This window comes from Parapedobacter sp. (assembly GCF_053550995.1).
Genome location: NZ_JBMQOC010000100.1, coordinates 1 through 20,438, shown reverse-complemented (window position 1 = coordinate 20,438; position 20,438 = coordinate 1). Strand labels below are relative to the sequence as shown.

Here is a 20,438-nt window from a genome sequence, read left to right as displayed (position 1 = left end):
TGCCATCTACACCGAACTAGTTTCGCTCATCACCAATGAGATTGTCTCCAATAGCGACGCGTTGGTCGAGAACGGCGACGGCACCTTTACCCACACGGCGGCCGACGGCACGGTGGTTACCTTCGATGCGAATACCTCGACGGTGACGGACAACGGCGACGGCACGTATACCATTACCAACGCGGATGGCACCACGGTGACGATCGACGTGGCGGGTGACGTGCTGACGGAGTTGCAGGACAACACGAGCGCGATCTACACGGAAATCCAGAACATCATCACCGCAGGCAGCGATGCCTTGGTGGACAACGGCGACGGCACCTTTACCCACACGGCGGCCGACGGCACAGCAACCACTTTCGACGTAACCCAAAGCGGCACGGGAGACCCGAACACGAACAGTACCACTGGGTCAGCAGGCGATATCTATGTAGACGAAAACACGGGTGACATTTACACATACGACGGAACGACGTGGCAAGCGGCCAATGTGAACCTTTACAATAGCGATGGCGCCCTTACCGGCGACCGTACATTGGATTTGAACGGATCAGATCTTGAATTTGACGGGACAGAGCAGCAAACTTCTTGGAGTTTAACAGGAGGCATCACGCAGAGCAACCTGTTACCCACCTCGGGATCCGCTTCTATGGGATTTTTGGGAGGAAATAACACAAATCTTTATATACAGGCATTTAGCGGTGGTGCTACACAGATCATTGCTAGCGGTAATGCCACCAACTTTGTAATAGGTACCGGATACACGGCAAATCCCACTTACCTCAGGTTTGACACTTCGCCAGGGGGAGGAGCAGCTCCAAATCCGGCCATGTATATTACTTTGGAAGGCAACCTGGGAGTCGGTTCAGATGGGTTATCAGCTTCGGAAAAATTAGATGTCACGGCGGGCAATGCCCGAATCCGCGACATCAATACCAACATCGGTACAAGTACAGACAGAATAGTAGTAGCCGATGCCGATGGGGTACTGAAAACGGTTGCTACCGAAGGGATTGCCATAGAACCATGGCAAGTGCAGGAAACCACCGACAAAGCCACAGGCAATGCTCAGGAAATTTACCAAACCGGTAGCGTTGCCATTGGAACAGATGATATTCCGGATCTTCTTGTCGGCGGCGATAACCTGACTTCAACCGTTAAGCTGCACGTCGATGGCAATATCACCACCACGGGCAAACTATATACAACCAACAGTGTGTATGCAGATTATGTGTTTGAAAAATATTTCAATGGACATTCTGACCTGAATACAAAGTATGAGTTTGCTTCATTGAACGACGTCAAGAAGTTTATCAAAAAAAATCACCATTTGCCCGGTATCACCAGCATTGCCGATTTATCGAAATCAGAAAAAGGCTATACGTTCGATCTAACTTCGCTCTCCATTCAGCAGCTCGAAAAAATCGAGGAATTATTTATCCATACCATCGAACAGCAGGAATTATTGGAGAAACAACACGCCCAGCTGGAAAAGCAACAAAAAGAGTTGGCGGAGTTGAAAGACAGACTGGCCAAGATAGAGCGGTTGCTAGGTCAGCAATAAACGGTTGGTTAATACATGAAAGTCAAAACGATGAGAAGGTTGTATTTATTAATACGAGCTGTTTTTCTGGCCAGTGTATCCTTGTCGGCCGCATATGCGCAGGGCCCCGGCGGTGTAACACCCGCTGCATGGTACAAAGCCGACGCCCCCAATACCGTTTTTGCTGATGCAGGGACCACAAACGTGTCAGACAACGGTCCGGTACAGCAATGGAACGAGTATTTAGGTACCGGCCACAATTTAATTCAAAATACTGTCGGATGGCGGCCGGTCTATTCTAATGCTACCACATTAGTCAACTTTAATCCCACCGTATCATTCGATGCAGACTATTTGGAATATTTTCCCGCTACCGGGGTCAATATAATAGACCGCACGAATGGAACGATGTACGCTGCAGGGTATTTCAACACCGTAGGCCCGGCCGGGATTTTGGGTTTTCACGCCACCATGGATTATCCGGGTCTACACACTTCCAATAATGGACTGGATAATTTATTGTTTTATACCGGAGGCCCCGGCTACCAGGGTTTAAGTAGCAATCAGTTCGAAGATGACAGTTATTTTATTGCGGGGGCCAATTGGGAGAATGGGGCGGGAGCAAGTGCGCTTTATGCTTCATCTACGGTATCGTTAAACGGTGTAAGATCGCTTTACAGTAACACGGAACTTCAGAATGCGGTTATCAATGATGTCTCCAGAGATATCAGAGTAGGATGGGACAGCAACTGGGGTGCGGTCAACGGTCAGGTAAACGAGGTGATTTTTTTTGATGCCGCTTTGGATGCTGACGAAATGGATCGAGTAGAATCCTATTTAGCTATCAAATACGGAATTACCTATGCGTCAGGGACAAGCGATTATAAAAATTCTTCTTCCATTATTGTTTGGAACGCCGCCAATAACGCAACCTACAATCAGCATATCTTTGGAATCGGAAGGGACGACGGTTCGGAATTATACCAAAAGCAAGCCAAAAGTACCAATCAAGGCCAGCAATTAATCATCGGTGCCGGAAATACACTTTTCAATACCAATGCAGCCAATACCAACGTCCTTGCCGATGGGCAGTTTCTATTGGTGGGTGACAATGGCTTGGCGCAGCAATTAAAGGTGCCTCTAGCCTATAACGCCGGAACAAACGGAGAAACCAATTTCCGTTTTGAGTCGATTTGGAAAGTAGAGAATACGGGCAATACAGGTGCGGTAACGATTGCCTGGCCGAAGCGAAGGGGTAACCTGTATTTGGTGCAATCATCCGATGAGACCTTTGAAGATACCGATACGTTTACCCCGATGACCGATGAAGCTACGATAAATGGCATTGAATATAATACAGCAACCGTAATACTGGCGGATGGTGAATTCTTTACGTTTGCCGGGTATGCCTACGCCCCCGGTGGTGTAACGGAAGGCTTGTTAATGTGGCACAAAGCGGACGACGGAACGGCAACATCCGGCGCAAAGGCCATTTGGGCCGACGTTTCCGGAAACGGCCGGGATGTTACGCAAACCAACAATACAACCTACGAACCCAATTTGATCCTTGATGCCGTTCATGTAGCCGATAATAAAGATTACTTCTTTAATTTCAATCCATTCTACTATTTCGATGGCGGGGACTTTTTCTATCGGGATGCAGGGGCAATAGGAGATTATTTCCCCGCAAGTGGTGGTGGCACGGTATACGGCATGATATTCAACAGCGGGGATGCGGGGAGTTGGCGTACGCCCTATGGCTGGGGCGACGATGACCCCAATTTGGTTAGGAATGCTGATCGGTATTTTTTTACAAGGGATAATGGTACCGTAATTGATGAGAATCTATCGCTTTCGACCACCAATGCCCACATCGGAGGAATGGCGTGGAAAGGAACTGGAACGGTAAACAATGGCCTTTACTTGAATTTTAACGGCGCAATTTATGGCAACACAGCCACACACATCGGATCCATTGATGATCGCTATTTCGCCATCGGGTCAGAAGGGGCATTTCTGACAGGGGCTGGTAATGAACGATTCATTGGCGGGTTGCCCGAAGTGTTTGCCTATAGCGCCGACCATGAAAATTCCACAGGAAATGAAAAATTACGGATTAATTCATACCTGGCCATCAAATACGGCGTTACGTTACAGAACAGTGCTGGAACAGGTACCTCAGATTATTTGAGTAGTGCTGCGGCCAATGTATGGAATGCCACTGCCAATACCGCGTATGGCAACAATGTTTTCGGTATCGCAAGGGACAATGCTTCGGCATTGCACCAAAAGCAATCCCGAAGCGCAAACGACTATCAGAAGCTAATCATAGGAAACGGGAGTTCGCTTTTCAATACCAATGCTGCCAATACCAATGACCTTGCAGAACGGCAATTCCTCATGGTGGGTGATAATGGGCAGCAACAGGCGCTTGCAGAGATACTGGCCCATCCGGGTGCGCCGGGAGGGGAGGTCAATTATCGTTTCCAGGCGGTATGGAAGGTCCAAAATACGGGCGGCGTTGGCACAGTAACATTGGCCTGGCCTACGGGGATTGCCAATCTGCATGTGGTGCGTTCTACCGATGCAACGATCGATATGGCGGACGACTTTATTCCGATGACGGGGTCGGTCACCCTAAACGGGCAGGATTACCATACGGCTACCATTGCGCTTAACGACGGCGAATACTTTACACTTGCCGGATATGCCTTTGCCCCGGGTGGCGTTTTGGCCGATTTACGCATTTGGCTCAGGGCAGACCAAGGATTTACACCCGATACCTGGATCGATCATTCCATAGCGGATAATGATTATACCCAAACCAACGCCAGCCGCCAGCCCTTTGTGGCAACCGAGGCATTTAACTTCAATCCGGTCATCGACTTCGGCGGTAGTACATCGGCCGACGGGCGCTTCATGGTCGTGCCAACCGGAAAGCCATTTTCCGCCAATGGGTTAAGCGGTACCTTCTTCACGGCTACGCTAACCCGTCCCGGAGGAACCAGTGGCTATCGGGATATTCTAGGATTCGGTGGAACCACAACGACGGCAGCGTTAACCAACGCGAATGTTCCAACGGTAACAAAGTTGAACGATAATATTGTATTGTATAATTCCACCACGTCGGCATTCCCCAATGCATATCCTGATAATGAATTCTTATTGACCGACGTATCCTACACGGTCGATGTCGCTGGCATAAAATACGGACTGAACGGAAGGGATGCCGCTACTACGCAAACCAGAACAGCGGGCAACTCCCTTCTGGCCAATGGAAGTATACTCGGTTCACAAGGGGAAGTAAACAACGGCGTAATCGGAGAAGTGATTGCCTACGAAAGGGACCTGACCCCCTTGGAAAAGCAACGGGTCCGCTCCTATATTGGAATCAAATATGGCGTCACGCTGCGGGACGATGTGGGCCAGGGCTTTGACTACTTGGATGCGGAGGAAAATAATGTCTGGCTAGGCACCACGGCTAATTTAGCGTACCATAACCATGTTTTCGGGATAGCCAACGACGGACTTTCGGCCTTGCATCAAAAACAATCAAATAGCATCGGCTCCGGGCAGAAATTGGTTATCGGGCACGGTAGCTCCCTTTTTGCCACGAATGCCGACAATACCAACGACCTTGCAGAAGGACAATTCCTGATGGTGGGAGACAATGGCTTGAAACAGCAACTGGCAACACCGTTGGCATACACAGCCGGAGCCAACGGAGCAACCAACTTCCGGTTTGAAGCCCTTTGGAAAGCGCAAAATACAAATGGTGTAGGAACCGTAACGGTAGCTTGGCCAAAAGGTATCGAAAATTTGTATTTGGTGCAATCTACGGACGAAACCATCGATGGTTCGGACGTGTTTACCCCGATGGTCAACGAGGCTACCGTTAATGGTGTGGTTTATAACACCGCTACGGCAACGCTAGCCGATGGCGCATATTTTACCTTCGCTGGGTTTGCCTATGCACCGGGGGGCGTAGCGGGAAACCTGTCGTATTGGTACAGGGCAGATAAACTGGCCACCCATACCGGCACCGGAACAGATGTAACATCTTGGACCGATTTCTTTGCGAATACGGTTGCATCTGCGGTTGGTGGAAATCCTTTGCCTGATTTTAAAGATGGAGAAGAAACCTATTTTAACTTTAATCCAGGGATTAATTTTACAACCATCGATGAAACCATAGGAACGCGATCTGTACAAACCATTTTCAATGAGAATAATGACCTTTTTATGGTCACTAAAGAAGGAATGACGTGGGCAGGCAGCCCTAATCCTCACTTCTTCAGTATAGGGATGGATAATACGAACACCACAATAGCTAATTGGGACTATTTGGGTATTTGGCCGAGTAATAACGTGGAAAGAAGGGTATATCAGGGAGGTACAAACTTCCCGTCTGTTAATCCCGGCCATGATGCTAATATTACCAGTATTATGTACTATAATTTCCTTAACCAGCCATATAGTAGAGGATTGAATGGTGCCGCTAATGGTGCTACCTATAATAGCCCGGGACCAATGGGGGTACCGTTAGGCGGGCATATCTTTGGTTCTACAAGATGGACAGGCAGTGGTAGTGATAATGGTGGATTCGTTGGTAATATTGCCGAAACCATTATTTACGGACAGGGAAATATAACTGCTATAGAAAGAAGAAAAGTAGATTCATATTTAGCGATTAAGTATGGTGTTACTTTAGGCAGAGTAGCAACAGACCATTACCTTTCCTCTACCGAAGCCGTCATCTGGAACGGCGCCGAAAATACCGTTTATAACAACAATATTTTTGGTGTAGCACGTGATGATATTTCAGGCTTCGAACAAAAGGTTTCGAAAAGTGTTAATCCCGGCACCATCCTCACCATCGCTAAAAACAACGATTTCACGTCGAGTAATTTAGATCCGAGAACATCATTTACAAATGATTTGACCTATTTTATTTTGGGGGACAACAACGTTACCACCACACCGACCCATACGATAACACTGCCGGGAGGTCTAGGTGTTACCGATATGGCAGTCATCGACAGGAAATGGCTTTCACAACGTACGGAGGCGGCAGATGACGTTTATTTCCAAGCAGACCTGTCCGCTTATGGTGTGGAGTTCGCCGTATCGAGCAATGAAATCTACATGGTTATTGCCGACGACGACAGTTTCACGGAGAATGTACAGATTACTCCAGGGACTTTTGTAGACGGAAAGTGGGTGTTTTCACACAATTTCAATACGGAAAATACCAGCCGATACCTTACGTTCGGTTACAACGATGACCCCATAACGGGTAATCCGTTTTTGTGTACCGACGCGATGTATCTGGCACAATCGACAGACGGGACGAACACCACCTTGTACGTTATCAATACCACTACCAATCCATTGAGCTATGACCCGATAGGTGTCGAGTCGAACGTGCGTTATAATGCGATGGGTTTGCGCGTAGCAGATGGCTACATCTATGCCCTGCCAAATGCTTCGAACCAGTTGCTGAAAATCAGTGCGGATGGTACCTATGAAAATCTAGGAGCTGTTGCTGGGCTTCCTCTAGCATCTTATAATAGCGGAGAGATGGATGATGCGGATAATTTTTACGTAATGAGTACGACCGGGTCAACAACTTCAGACAAGATGTATAATATAGACATCGCAGCGATGTCCGCCACGGAAATTGACCTGACAAGTAGCATTAATCCGTCGGATATAGCTTATAGCCCATTTGACGGACTTCTATATGGTGTAAATAACGACGGACGTCTTATCTCGATCGATCCTTCGACCGGTACGGTAACCTTTATCGGAACCGCAACAGGAGGACAACCGTTCGGGGCGATGATGGGGTCGAGTACCGGCGAACTCTATGGGGTGAGCAATTTCGGAGGTTTTTACCAGTTCAATCTTACCGATGGAACCCGTTTGCAATTATCCAGCTCACCTGTGAGTACCGGAAATGAAGGCGCGCACTGTGTGACCGCGCCCATTACGTTTGAAGTAGACCTTTCCGTTACGATAACAGACGGAGCCGATACCTATACCCCCGGAACCACGATTACGTATACCGTTGTGGTTACCAACAACGGGCCGTTCGGGGTAATGGATGCACAGGTTGCCGATGCCTTGCCGGCAGGTATTCCTGCCGCAAATGTGAGCTATACAGCCGTAGCTTCTTCCGGAAGCACAACGACGGTGACGGGTACGCAAACCGGTGCGATAGATGATTTGGTGTCACTGCCGCCCGGCGGATCGGTGGCCTACACCGTAACGGTTGATATACCCACCTCGTATACCGGAGATCTCGTTAGTGAAGCAGCCGTGACATTGCCGGTAAATGCCACGGACCCCGACTTGGCAAACAACAACGCCTCCGATATCAATACATCGGTATGTTCAGGCCCCGATTCAGATGGCGACGGTATAGCGGATGTGTGCGATTTAGATTCAGACAATGACGGCATTCCTGATGCCGTTGAGTGCCCGCCTATCGTAAGGCCCGTCAATACGGCTTCAATCACAGTCTCCGGTACGATTACAATCGGAAACGCACAGCAACTTGTCGATGGCGAAGGGGCAGGCGGAACCGGAGATGGGGTCATACCTGGATCCGATCCTTTAAGTTGGTATACCAATATCAGCAATCTACCGATCGAATTTAGCATGGATTTGCAGGCGCCTTCCGTTATTGACCACATTAAGTTGTATGGCCCTTGGGGAATTGATGAGTGGATAAAAGAATTTACGGTTGAGTTATACGACGCTAGCAACGCACTTTTGGGAACAGAGAACTTAACAGCGCCTGATCAATATGTCGATGGGACCATTTTGAGCTTTTCGCAGGAGTATGCCGACGTATCACATATCGAATTGACGATTATTTCCAGCCAGGGCTACAATTCCTTTAACCGCGCATCAGTGAATGAAATCGTATTCCTGGATTTTCAGCCATGTGACACCGATGGCGACGGCATACCGGATTACCTCGATTTAGACTCCGACGATGACGGCTGTCCGGATGCCCTGGAAGGGGATGAAAGTGTCACGCTTGCCGACTTGAATTCCGATGGCAGCATAAATATAGACGAAACCGGAGGGGTCGACAGCGATGGAATCCCCAACCTGGTCAATACCGGCGGAGCGGCAGATGACGGCGATGACGCGGGGCAGGGGATAGGTGCAGCCCAAGATCCGCTTACCAATGCGTGTATTACGTACTGTGTACAACCGGGTGCTACAGGTACCCCAACGGAGTTTACACAGGTAGGCATCTCCGATAGGGAAGGTTTTGGCGGGGGATGGCCCGGAAACGTACCGAATGGTTTCATTGCCATCGAATCGGAAACCAGTGGTTTTGTGATTACCCGGGTACAGCAGGTGAGCGACATCGCCGATCCGCAGGAAGGTATGCTGGTTTATGAAATGGCCGACCAATGCCTCAAACTGTATAACGGAACAAGCTGGAATTGCATCGAGCGCAGTTGCAACGAATAATAAAGAAGTCAGGACTAAAAATATAAAAACATAGGCATGATGAAGATATCAGTTTTATTACTTGTCGCAGGTTGTTTCAGTGGCTCGCTGGCCCTCGGACAAACAGCCATTGGGAAGCGAACCGCAGATGGCGATGGGGTACTGGATTTCGCCTCAGGCACCACCAAAGGGATTATACTCCCCGCGGTGGAAACGTTGCCGGCGACACCCGCAAACGGAACGTTCGTGTACGATAAGAATGCCCAAATGGTCAAGGTGTTTACAAACGGCGCGTGGATGAACCTGTCGGACGAGGGCGATAACAGTGCCGTATTGTCCTATTCGGGTCCGGCCAACGGGAAACAGACGGTTATCGGTGCCAAAAGCACCGATGTGGACGGGGTGTTGGTGCTCGAAGCGACGGATAAAGCGTTGATACTCCCGAAAGTGGCGTCGCCGCACCTCAATGTGCCCAGCCCATATCCGGGGATGATGTGCTACGATACGGATGCCAAGGCGCTTGCTGTTTATGATGGCTCGGTATGGAGTTATTGGAAATAATCATGCAACTACGGTGGGAGGTGACGCTGAAAAAAAATCGATTCTGATGAGAAAAGTTTTACGACATATAATCACCCTTACAGCTGTGATGACGCTGTTTTTGGTCGCTGCCCAAGGCCAGGCCGGTGCCGGTAGTGAAACGGCAGACAATGCTACGGTGGTTGTGGCACCCGGCACTGTTGAGCTCCGCTTTTCGGAAAGCACTTATTTCGGCCCGAATAGCCAATGGGAAATCAATGGCACGTTGGAAATCTGGAGTAAAAATATATGGATAGCACCCTCCGCTACCTTCACGGGCACCGGGCGGATCATTATCCATGACCCGAGCACCAATCCCTATTACGGAGATGTAGAAGCGGGATCTACCGTAATAGATGGCAACAATGCGGCTTTTATCGACGTGGACGTCGAACTGCGTAATCCAGCAAATCTAGTGCTTGGTGATCTGGAGGATCCAGGTTACGGCACGGCCAATGCGGCGGGATCGGGCGCCGCAGCCCTGAACATCGGTAAGCGGTTTACGTTTGCGGTAGATGGGGGTGACGTATTGCTCAACGGCCATGACTTCGGTGTAGGTCCAGAGGGCGGGTTTGAAAACTATAACAGTAATCGGATGGTGGTAACGGGCAATAGCACGGTGGGTCATGTGGTTAAACGCTACGGTAATACCCAACCGTTCGTGTTCCCGGTAGGCATTGCCGAAGGGGATTATACCCCCGCCACACTTTCACCGGCAGCTACCGCTACCTTATATGTGAGCGTGCAGGATTATAGCGCAGCCGATATTGACCTGTCGGAACCCGAGCGGGGGATGGACCGCATCTGGCACATCTTCGCCGATGATGGGGTGAGTACTACATACACGTTGCAACACAACACCATTACAAATGGCAGCGCTTACATGGATGCTGATGCCCAAATCGTGCAGTATGCGGGAAGTGGCAACTGGCTGGGCGACGTGACGGTGCTGGAAGCTGTTGGCGTACACACGCGGGCAGATATCCTCACGGTGGCCGGGGTAACCGATGAGGGCAGTTGGTTTACCAAGTTAACAGAGAAGGAAGATGTCGGACCCGAAGCCAATGACGGGGTCGCCACAGTGGTCTCGGGGGCATCCGCACAGATCAATGTACTGGAGAACGCCATTCCCGGCAGCAGTCCGATTGTGGTGAGTAGCGTGCGTATTGTACAACAGCCGGTCAATGGTACCGTAGTGGTGAACGCCGATGGTAGCATCACCTATACGCCGAACGAAGGGTTTGTCGGTGAGGATACCTTTACCTATGAAATTGCGGACGAAAATGGGCTGACCAGTACGGCCATGATGACCATCACCGTGGATCCGAAACCCTTGAAAATCCCGAATGTATTCACACCGAATGGCGACGGCCGGAACGATGTGTTCGAGATTGAGGGCGTTGAAGGCTTCGACCGCATCGAGGTGATCGTGGTGAACCGTTGGGGCAACGAAGTGTACCGAAACGATGACTACAACAATGACTGGAACGGGGGCAACCTCAATGAGGGTACATACTACTACCGCATCAACACCCACAAGGGCGGTGCGCAGGAGCAGTACACGGGATGGTTATTGATTAAAAAGCAGTAGGAAATGAGAAGGACGATAGTAAAAGCAATGGTGTTGGTACTGGCGCTGGGGGCATGGGTGCCCGTCTGCGCCCAACAGAACATCCAGTTCACGCAGTACATTTTCAACTCGATGAGCGTGAACCCGGCCTATACGGGGTACAAGGAGGAATGGTTCGGCCAGCTGGGGCTGCGCAGCCAGTGGGTGGGTCTCGATGGGGCTCCCCAAACGGGCCTGCTGTCCATCGACGGCATCGTGGACCCGATCAACAAACGGCATGGATTGGGCCTGCAGATCATAGCGGACGAACTTGGGCCACAGGGGGCAACTTCCGCGTATGCCAATTACGCGTTCCGTCTGCGGCTGAACGAGGAAGACACGCAGCGGCTGAGCTTCGGCATCGGTGCCGGGGTGACGCAATACAGCCTCGACGGGGCCGTGCTGGACCCGATCGACGGGGGCGACCAGGTGGTTCCCGCCGGCAAGATCAGCAACTGGGTGCCGGATGTGCGCTTCGGGGTGTACTACTACAACCCGAAGTGGTATGCCGGGGTATCGGTGATGGACCTGCTCTCGGGCGACCAGAGCAACAACATCTTCCGGTGGGATAACACCACCACGGACAACATCCGGCGCAAGCGGCACCTATACTTCATCGGCGGTGCGCTGTTCAACCTCAACAGGGGTTTGGACTTCCGTCCGAGTTTGCTGGTGAAGGAGGACTTCAAGGGCCCGACGAGCCTGGATGTGAATGCGATGTTCATCTTCGGCCGGTGGTTCTGGCTGGGTGCGGGCTGGCGCACGGGTGTGACGGTCTTCAAGCGGGAGTATGGCCGGGTGAGCGGCAACAGCCTGAGCGGGCGCAACTCGTTTTCGGCGGTCACGCAGATTTACCTGACGGATGCGTTGCGTGTGGGCTATTCGTACGACCACATCGTGAGCCAGCTGAGCAATGTGCAGAACGGTTCGCACGAGGTCACGCTGGGGATTACCTTCGGTCGGCGTGACCGGCGGCTATTGAGCCCGCGCTTTTTTTAGGGGAGACATTAGACACTGGACAATAGACATTAGACACAAGACATTCACCATGAGATACGGGTTACAACAATTTTTTCTAATCGCGGTGCTGTTCTGCATGGCCGGGGTTGCCTTTTCGCAGGAACAGCCCAGCCTGCGCAATCGTGCAGACGAACTATTCAGGAAGTACGAATACGCCAATGCCGCCGCGTTATATGTGAAGCTGGTGGATACCAAACGGCCACGCCTGCAAGACCTGGAGCGGCTGGCGTACAGCTATGTGCAGATGAACGACTATGAATCGGCTGAGAACTGGTATGCCCGGGTCGTGGAAATGGAAGGCTCGGAAGCGGGCAATCACCTATTGTATGGAGACGTGCTCAAAGCCAACGGAAAGTATGTGGAAGCCAAACAGCAATTGGAGGAATACGCCCGGGAGACCGGAAATGCCGAGGTAGTTGCCGTGGCCATTGCCGGCTGCGATTCCGCTGTCGTGTGGATGGCCCATCCAACGGTACACCAGCTGCGGAATGAAGGAATCAACACGTCGTTGTCGGAATTTTCGGTATTTCCCCTCGGAGACCAGGTATACTACACCGGTGAACCGGACGGATATATGCAGGGCGCCGACCGATATGGCTGGACAGGCCATTCGTTCCTTCGGGTTTATACGGCCGATCGCCTGGCAGACAATACCCTCACGGATGCCGTACTGGCCATCGAATCACTCAACAATGCCCCCTACCACATAGGTCCGGTTGCTGCGAACGCCAACGGCGATACATTATATGTAACGCGGACGTATCCCGGTAAAGATGGCAACATAACCAAAGAGGCCGGTGGGAAGTACCGGACGCAAAAGCTTGAGTTGTATGTCTACACCCGGTTGCCCGACGGCACATGGGCGGCAGAACCATTCGTATACAACAACGTCTCGGAATACTCGGTCGGACATGCCGCATTAAGCGGGGATGGGAACATCCTCTATTTTGTAAGCGACATGCCGGGGGGGCATGGCGGCACCGACATTTGGTACAGCGAACGGCAGGGTGACGGCAGTTGGGGAGTGCCGGTGAACGCCGGTGGAGCCATTAACAGCGCCGGAGACGAACTATTTCCAAACATCGGACCGGAACACACCCTCTATTATTCGAGCGACGGGTTTGCCGGTATGGGCGGACTGGATGTTTTCCGGTCGACCGGTGAAAAAACAGCGTGGGACAAACCGGAGAACCTGCGCTATCCCGTGAATTCGTCGGGTGACGATTTCGCTTACCTGACGACATACGACGGTGAGGAAGGCATGGCGGGCTATCTTTCCTCGAACAGGAAAGGGGGCAAAGGCCGGGACGATATCTATTCTTTCACTTATGAAAAACCCAAGATCATCATTATCCTGCGAGGAACCACGTCGGATAAAGCCAGTGGTGAGCGCTTGCCGGCCACTACCGTAACATTATTCGACGGCCAGCGTAAGATTGTGGCCAAAAAGAACAGCGATGGTACCGGAGCCTTCGAGTTTATCCTCGATAGGAACCGAACCTACACGGTATTGGGCCAAAAGACGGGGTACCACGCGGATTCCGCGAAGGTAAGCACGGTCGGCATCACCAAATCCGACACGCTGGAAGTCTCCTTGCTGTTGGAACCCGTGTTCGAAGTGGGCAAAACCTTCGAACTGGAGAACATCTATTACGATTTCGATAAGCATAATATCCGGCCGGATGCGGCGGTAATATTGGATGAACTGGTGCGCACCATGCGCGATAATCCGACCTTGAAGATCGAGCTTTCCAGCCACACGGACAGTCGGGGCAGCGATGCATACAATGAAGCATTGTCACAACGCCGGGCGCAGTCGGCCGTGGATTACCTCGTATCAAGGGGAATTGCCCGCGACCGTATGGTAGCCAAGGGGTATGGGGAGAAACGCTTGGTGAACCGTTGTGCCGATGGTGTGCCATGCAGCCGTGAAGAACACCAGGCCAACCGCAGGACGGAGGTAACCGTACTGTCATACTGATGCAGGATAGCAACTGGATTAATGGCATTTTTTTGAAACGACATGAATAGCATGATATATGAGGAAAGGGTGCTGGATAAGCCCATACGGAAAATAAAGAAAGACGCGGCAAACGAAATGGCTGAAATCTTCGATGGCCCATTGCGGCAGCTAGACATTGTGGTGGCTATCCAGTATTATGGTGTCGCCGAGCTACTGGACCACATCGGCGTATCGGAAATAAAACGCTACCTGGCGAGTCGATAAGGTAATAACGGTCAAATCAGCTCTTTATTCCTCGCATAAGCCAACAGTTCGGTAATGGAGTTGACCCCGGCTTTCGTCATCATTTTGCGGCGATGGGCCACCACGGTGTGCTTGCTGAGATGGGTTTTATTGGCGGTGTCGATAACCGATAGGCCTTGCGCGAAATACCGGAGCATTTCGAGTTCACGCGCGGTGAAGGGAACTTCGTCCACACGCGGATCGGAGTGGGCAATCTCCCGGGTCACCGGACACATATAGCGTTCGCCTTGCGAAATAGTGCTTAGGCATTCAACAACGATATCGACCCCGCAGGATTTGCTGATAAACCCATGGGGGTTGTACGTGAGGATGTGTGCGATTAGCGATGGGGTAGTGATGCTGCTGACGACAACGATATGCGTTTTTTTATTAATTCTACGAGTCTCATTGATGAGTGTAAGCGCATTGTTTTGCGGTAGGTAATAATCGAGGAATAAATAGACCGGCGTGTCGAAATGCTTAACCATAAACTGCCGATAGGCATGCTCATCGTCTGCAAAAAGATGCACCGACTTGAAGAGCTGGAGCTTCTCCAGAACCGCAGCAAAAGTTTCTGCAAATAGCCGATGGTCGTCATAGACGATCGCGATGGGGTTACCTAACGAGTGCATAAATCAAATCTAACAAAAAACTATGATGGAACCTGGGGTGTCAACGGAAAAGAAGCCGTGATTTGGGTGCCATCGGGACCCGAATCGACGGCCAGATGACCTCCGTATTGCTGTACCCTATCTTCCATCGAACGAATACCGATTCCACCGTCTGATGTCGGTTTCATCCCTTTGCCATCGTCAGAAACCAAAAGAACCATGAGGGAATCTTCCCGGTATACCAATACGGAAACGTGTTGCGCTTTCGCATGTTTTATGATGTTGGTCACGGCCTCTTGTACAATCCGGAGTAATTCAATTCGGATGTCTTGCGGAGCGAGGGAGAAGGTATGGTCGTCGATATGAATTTCTTTCGTGTACCGCTTATCGCCGAGGGCACTGTCAAGTAGCCGTTGTATGCGCATCTTGAAATCCGCTTCTTCCGACCCGATAGCCGTGTCATACCACTGGTGGCTTTTACCGCGGGCAATGGCGTAGGCGTGCGCAACTTGCGCACCGATATCGGCAAGCCGCTGCGTGATGTCAGGCGGGCTCTCGGCAGCCACTAATTCGAGTTGAAGTTTCGTGCTCGCCAAGGTGGCCGATAGCCCATCGTGCAGGTCGCGCGCCAAACGTTTCTTTTCGTCAAGTACCGCTTGCGCCTTGATTTCCTCCATGGCAGCTATTTGTATATTGGCAGCATTGTTGAGTTTCTGTATTTGCGCCTGGGTCCGTTTCGCCCGACGGCGTATGGTCAAGTAAACAATGGCCATGGCCGCAAGGGCAAAAGCCGATACGGCGATCAGCCATAGGGTACGCCGGCGCTTCTGTTGTTCGGCGGTTTGCAATGCCTGTCGGTTAAACTCCGCCTCCGTGTGCGCGTATAGCAATTCATCGATGTCATTCACCAGGATCGACTGGATGGAGTCAATGTCGTTCGTTGCCGCCTTCGCCCGTTCAAACGCCTGTTGATAGTTGCCCTGGTTGGCCAATAGGTCCGCTTCAAACCGGTTCAGCGTAAAATCATGGTCCGTGAATACGCCCGGCGTCGCTTTCAGCTTGGCGATGTAGAATGCGGCACTATCGTTTTGTTTGTAAGTGAGGAAATAATCGATCAGCTTCGTCTCCAATACCGGAGCCAATTGCTGAATCATCCCAGCCTGCTTGTCTTTATTATCGACATATAATGCATCCCGTATCGCATTCAGGGCCTCCCACGATTTTTGTTTGTTGCGTTCTGCCGTGAAATATTTGTGGTAATAGAGGTTTTTCATGTAAAAGTTAATGATGAAACCCGTGTAGGATTCCGGCTTCATCTCTTTGTCCAGTTCGCTATAAATGGCTTCGGCTAGGGTGATGGTTTGGTTGAGTTGTATGGTGTCGCCCAGCTTGGCGTAGGCGATGGCTGTCGGATTCAACACATTGATAAAGCTGGCTGCGATGTTGCGTTGCATGGCTTTTTTACGTAGAAGCTCGGGGAACTGCGCAATATAATCGCGTTCTTGTTCATAAGTGGCGATAACCTTTTCATAGTTACGCTTGTCCACATACATATTGCATTTATGTCCGGCTACCAGCAGTGGTTTTTCACCGTGTGCGGCCATGATCTCCTGTTCGGCTTTTTCCAGGAAGTAAATACCCTCGCCTTCCCGGTTTGCATAGTTTGCATTGTTGCTCAAGTTGATGTAGTAATTGATGCGGCTGGCACTCAGTGAGTCAGCGCTCCATGCAAGTTCGCGGAAGGTGGATAACCGTTGGATAAGCGTATCGCGATGGAAGCGTACACCCGTGGCAAACTGGACGTTCATCCAATCGTTTACGGCATTGACGTACTGGCGGGTCTCCAGTTCGCCCCGTTTCCATTGCGCGTCCAGTTGCTGGATGGTCGGGGATTCGTCGGCGCTTGGCGCAGCGGCGGTTGCGATCGAGATCAGTGCAAAGGTGGCGAGACACCATCGTAATTTTCTTTGCATACACTTTGTTATAACAGACAACGTAAGGGGTTGCGGGCGTAAAACTAAACATTCTCATTTGTTTTCCTACTGATGGATAGCACTACCGATAATATAGCAAATAAATGCTATTTGTTATTTTTATATAGCATGTTCATGCTATTGTTGTTCAATGCATCAACGAACCCGAGCTAAAGCTTTTATTTTTGTATCCGTTTGATTTAGCTATTGATTTAATTAATTTACGTTGAGTTGATTTTCGATGGCTTTTTAACGAGAAATTACAAGTTCATATTGAAAGAATTTTACGACTACCAAAAAACACCGTGCTATCATCTGCCATTATTTTAAGGGTTTAATTCGATGTTTTCTGACGGCAATTGACGAATCGATTTAATCGATGCCTAATGGTAGGATGTGGTGTGATGGGTTCAAAGACAGATCGTTTTTAAGCGGGTCCTCAACGCGCGTGTTGAAGGGGTATCCAGCGTAGGTCGCTTATTATTTCAATATAGAATCAAGGGTTTAATTGATGAGACTGTCATGGTTTTCGAATCACGCAGCAGCATAATTGAACCCTAATAGCTTCATCACCGATAAAGAAAAATTTAGATAGATGAGGCCTGCATGAATTTACATAAACATAAGGAATGAATAATTCATGCAAGCTTCATTGCCGTTAAAAAAACAATTATACGAATGAAAAACTACTACCGTTCCATTCTTTTTTTATTGGCCTTTGTAGGCGTGTATGGCCTGGCGGGGCCTAATGCCGTTGCGCAGACGGGTTTTACGATTACCGAGAACCTGCGGACCAGCTCTACGGCGCAATTGACGCTGGGCGAAAGCGCATACCTCACGGCGGGTGTCCATGACGCCGAAGGCGAGGGTTGGCTGCGCCTGACCCAGGCGACGACCAACCAAGCGGGATACGCCATCGTCAATCAGCCCTTTCCTTCGGGTTTGGGCGTACTACTTGATTTGGAGTTTGTTATCTGGGGCGGCAATGGCGCGGATGGGTTTTCTTTCTTTCTGTTTGACGCAAATTATGACCCGAACTTGCCAACTGGCGACCCATATCGGTTTCAAATCGGTGGCTTCGGAGGCTCACTGGGTTATGCAAATAGGGACGCTGTACCGGGCGTAACGGGGGGGTATATCGGTATCGGCGTTGATGAATATGGTAATTACGCGAACACCACCGAGAGTAAAAATGGAGGGGCTGTTAACGGGAGTAACCTTCGTCCGAATGCAATCGGAATAAGGGGGCCGGCAAATCCGGCAACAGGATTACCCTATCGCTGGCTCGGCGGGAATACAAACTTATCGGGGGTATCCGGGATACCCAGTGGTTTTACGTTGGATTATAAACCGTCGACAGGTGGAACCAGGCCTACTGCAACGCAACATTATCGCAGAATACAGCTGCAAATCGTACCCGTAGGTGGGCAATATGAAGTGTCCGCCCGGATGAAAATTGCTGAGGATGGTGATTTTATGCAGGTGTTAGCGCCGTTTTTAATCAATGATGTCCCGCCCGCAATGTTAAAAATGGGGTTTGCGGCGTCTACTGGAGGATCACACCACATCCACGAAGTCCGAAACTTAATCATCACCACACCGGGTGGGGTGCGTGTACAAAAGTCGGTAGACAAACCCGTGGCGCGTATCGGCGATGAACTGACCTACACGGTAGACCTATATAATCAGGTAAATTCGCCGGCACCAAATCTGGAATTCGAAGATATTATCCCGGCCGACTTCAACGTCACGAATGTTTCTTTCGACAATAAAGGCAATACCGGAAATACCGCAACGGGATGGAGCACAAGTGGTGATTTGGATAACGTTACCGTTAACCTCACGGCCTATGGAGAAGCATCGTTTATCATTACCGGTGTCGTTACGGGTATGCCAGTCGGTGGCGAATTGGTCAATACCGCGAATTTTAACATAACGGACGACACTGGCCTCTCGGACCCCGACGAAACAAATAATACGGCAACTGCTACGACTGCCATCATAACCCCTTCGTTTTCGTTAGAAAAAACATTAACCAGTGTAAACGGTAATACGGGGACCACGAGTTATTCGGCTGTCGGCGACGTACTATCCTATACGATTACCGTAACGAATACGGGAAATTCGCCACTGTACAACCTTGCGGTGAGTGACCCGAAGACCGGCTTGTCAGAAACCATCCCGGAGCTTGCACCGGCGGCTGTACAGCCGTTTACGACCACGTATACAATCACCCAGGCCGATCTGAATGCCGGCTCGTTCGTGAATACGGCAACCGCCACCGGCGACGACCCATTCGGAGACCCCGTGGATCCCGACGATCCTGATGACGGGGAAGTGGTCACACCTGGTACCCAGAATCCATCACTCAAGTTGGTAAAGGCCGCCAATTTCACGGGACCTTTAGGTTTGAACGATGTGATTACGTATACCTTCAGCCTCAGCAACGAAGGGAACGTGACCATAACCAACATCGCGGTCACCGACCCGCGGTTGGGTGGCCCTATTGCAAACACCAGCACAGCTGCTGGCTCGTCGTGGCCATCCGCCGTCGGTACGCTTGCCCCCGGCGAGTCGGTTATCCTTATGGGCACCTACTCGGTTACAGCGGCAGATATATCCAATGGTTTGATAGAAAACACGGCCACGGTAAACGGTGATGGCCCGACCAACCCCTTACCACCGCAGCCGAGTAATGAGGTCATCGTGAGCGTGGTCGACAACTGTGACCCTGCTTCCGGCAATGTAGATACGGATGGCGATGGTATTGCAGACATATGTGACTTGGATGATGACAACGACGGTATTTTGGATACGGACGAATGCCCGTTTGTACCAAGCCCCATTATCGTAGCCAATACAGACCAAGGCGAATTGGTGGAATATAATACCGTAACCAACAACCTAACGGTCCTGTGTTCAGGGGTTACCGTCGCGGGAGGTATCGTAGGCGATATCGCGATGGATAGTGATGGTAATATTTGGGGAATCACATCGACGAATAAGTTGATAAGGATTGACCCGAGTAGTTGTGCGGTTACGGAAGTTGTTCCAGACCTAGGGTTTTCCGGCAACGGACTGTCATTTATGCCCGATGGTAATTTGTTGGCCGGAGGTGCCGGGAATGCCACCGTGAGGAAAATAGATGTTGTGGGAGGTACCTACGCCGTTTCCACCTGGGCCGATTTTGGTACAGGGTTTTCAAATGGTGACTTTATATTCATAGGCAACAACGCGTACGTTTTGTGGTTTGACTCGGCTATTGACCCCACAAACCCCATTATAATGGAAGTAGCGATAGATGCCGATTTTGATTACGTCTCGCATACTGTTTTAGGTACCTTACCCCGGTATACGTGGGGCTTGGCTAAAGCCAATGGAGACC

10 protein-coding genes are annotated in these 20,438 nt (G+C 50.6%); 8 read left to right on the top strand and 2 right to left on the bottom strand.

Annotated elements, in window-relative coordinates; all coding sequences use genetic code 11:
- The 7 genes from ACO1NT_RS13180 to ACO1NT_RS13150 all read left to right on the top strand — a co-directional run.
- Nucleotides 1-1,564 (top strand): hypothetical protein (locus ACO1NT_RS13180; protein ID WP_449049117.1); only part of this gene is annotated, 1,564 nt, incomplete at its 5' end.
- Nucleotides 1,565-1,594: 30 nt separating this feature from the next.
- Nucleotides 1,595-9,037 carry a DUF6923 family protein gene (locus ACO1NT_RS13175; protein ID WP_449049116.1) on the top strand — a complete coding sequence of 2,481 codons (7,443 nt, stop codon included), beginning with the start codon at nt 1,595-1,597 and terminating at the stop codon, nt 9,035-9,037.
- A 36-nt stretch (nt 9,038-9,073) separates the two neighbouring features.
- Nucleotides 9,074-9,577 carry a hypothetical protein gene (locus tag ACO1NT_RS13170; RefSeq protein WP_449049115.1) on the top strand — a complete coding sequence of 168 codons (504 nt, stop codon included), beginning with the start codon at nt 9,074-9,076 and terminating at the stop codon, nt 9,575-9,577.
- Between the two features lie 46 nt (nt 9,578-9,623).
- Nucleotides 9,624-11,186 (top strand): T9SS type B sorting domain-containing protein, encoded by a 1,563-nt coding sequence (locus ACO1NT_RS13165; protein ID WP_449049114.1) that lies wholly within the window; start codon nt 9,624-9,626, stop codon nt 11,184-11,186.
- Nucleotides 11,187-11,189: 3 nt separating this feature from the next.
- Nucleotides 11,190-12,203, top strand: coding sequence for a PorP/SprF family type IX secretion system membrane protein (locus ACO1NT_RS13160; RefSeq protein WP_449049113.1), 1,014 nt, complete (start codon nt 11,190-11,192; stop codon nt 12,201-12,203).
- A gap of 49 nt (nt 12,204-12,252) precedes the next feature.
- Nucleotides 12,253-14,205, top strand: a complete 1,953-nt coding sequence (locus ACO1NT_RS13155) for an OmpA family protein (RefSeq protein ID WP_449049112.1) — start codon at nt 12,253-12,255, stop codon at nt 14,203-14,205.
- 42 nt (nt 14,206-14,247) lie between these two features.
- A complete protein-coding gene (locus ACO1NT_RS13150; RefSeq protein ID WP_449049111.1) occupies nt 14,248-14,451 on the top strand; it encodes a hypothetical protein in 204 nt (67 codons plus the stop codon).
- A gap of 11 nt (nt 14,452-14,462) precedes the next feature.
- Here ACO1NT_RS13150 and ACO1NT_RS13145 read toward each other — a convergent pair whose 3' ends face one another.
- A complete protein-coding gene (locus tag ACO1NT_RS13145; RefSeq protein ID WP_449049110.1) occupies nt 14,463-15,101 on the bottom strand; it encodes a LuxR C-terminal-related transcriptional regulator in 639 nt (212 codons plus the stop codon).
- A gap of 20 nt (nt 15,102-15,121) precedes the next feature.
- Entirely contained in the window at nt 15,122-17,053 is a 1,932-nt protein-coding gene (locus ACO1NT_RS13140) for a sensor histidine kinase (protein WP_449049109.1), read from the bottom strand.
- A 678-nt stretch (nt 17,054-17,731) separates the two neighbouring features.
- Between ACO1NT_RS13140 and ACO1NT_RS13135 the strand changes: the two genes are divergently transcribed.
- Nucleotides 17,732-20,438, top strand: a 2,707-nt coding sequence (locus ACO1NT_RS13135; protein ID WP_449049108.1) for a DUF7507 domain-containing protein, incomplete at its 3' end; no start/stop codon positions are given.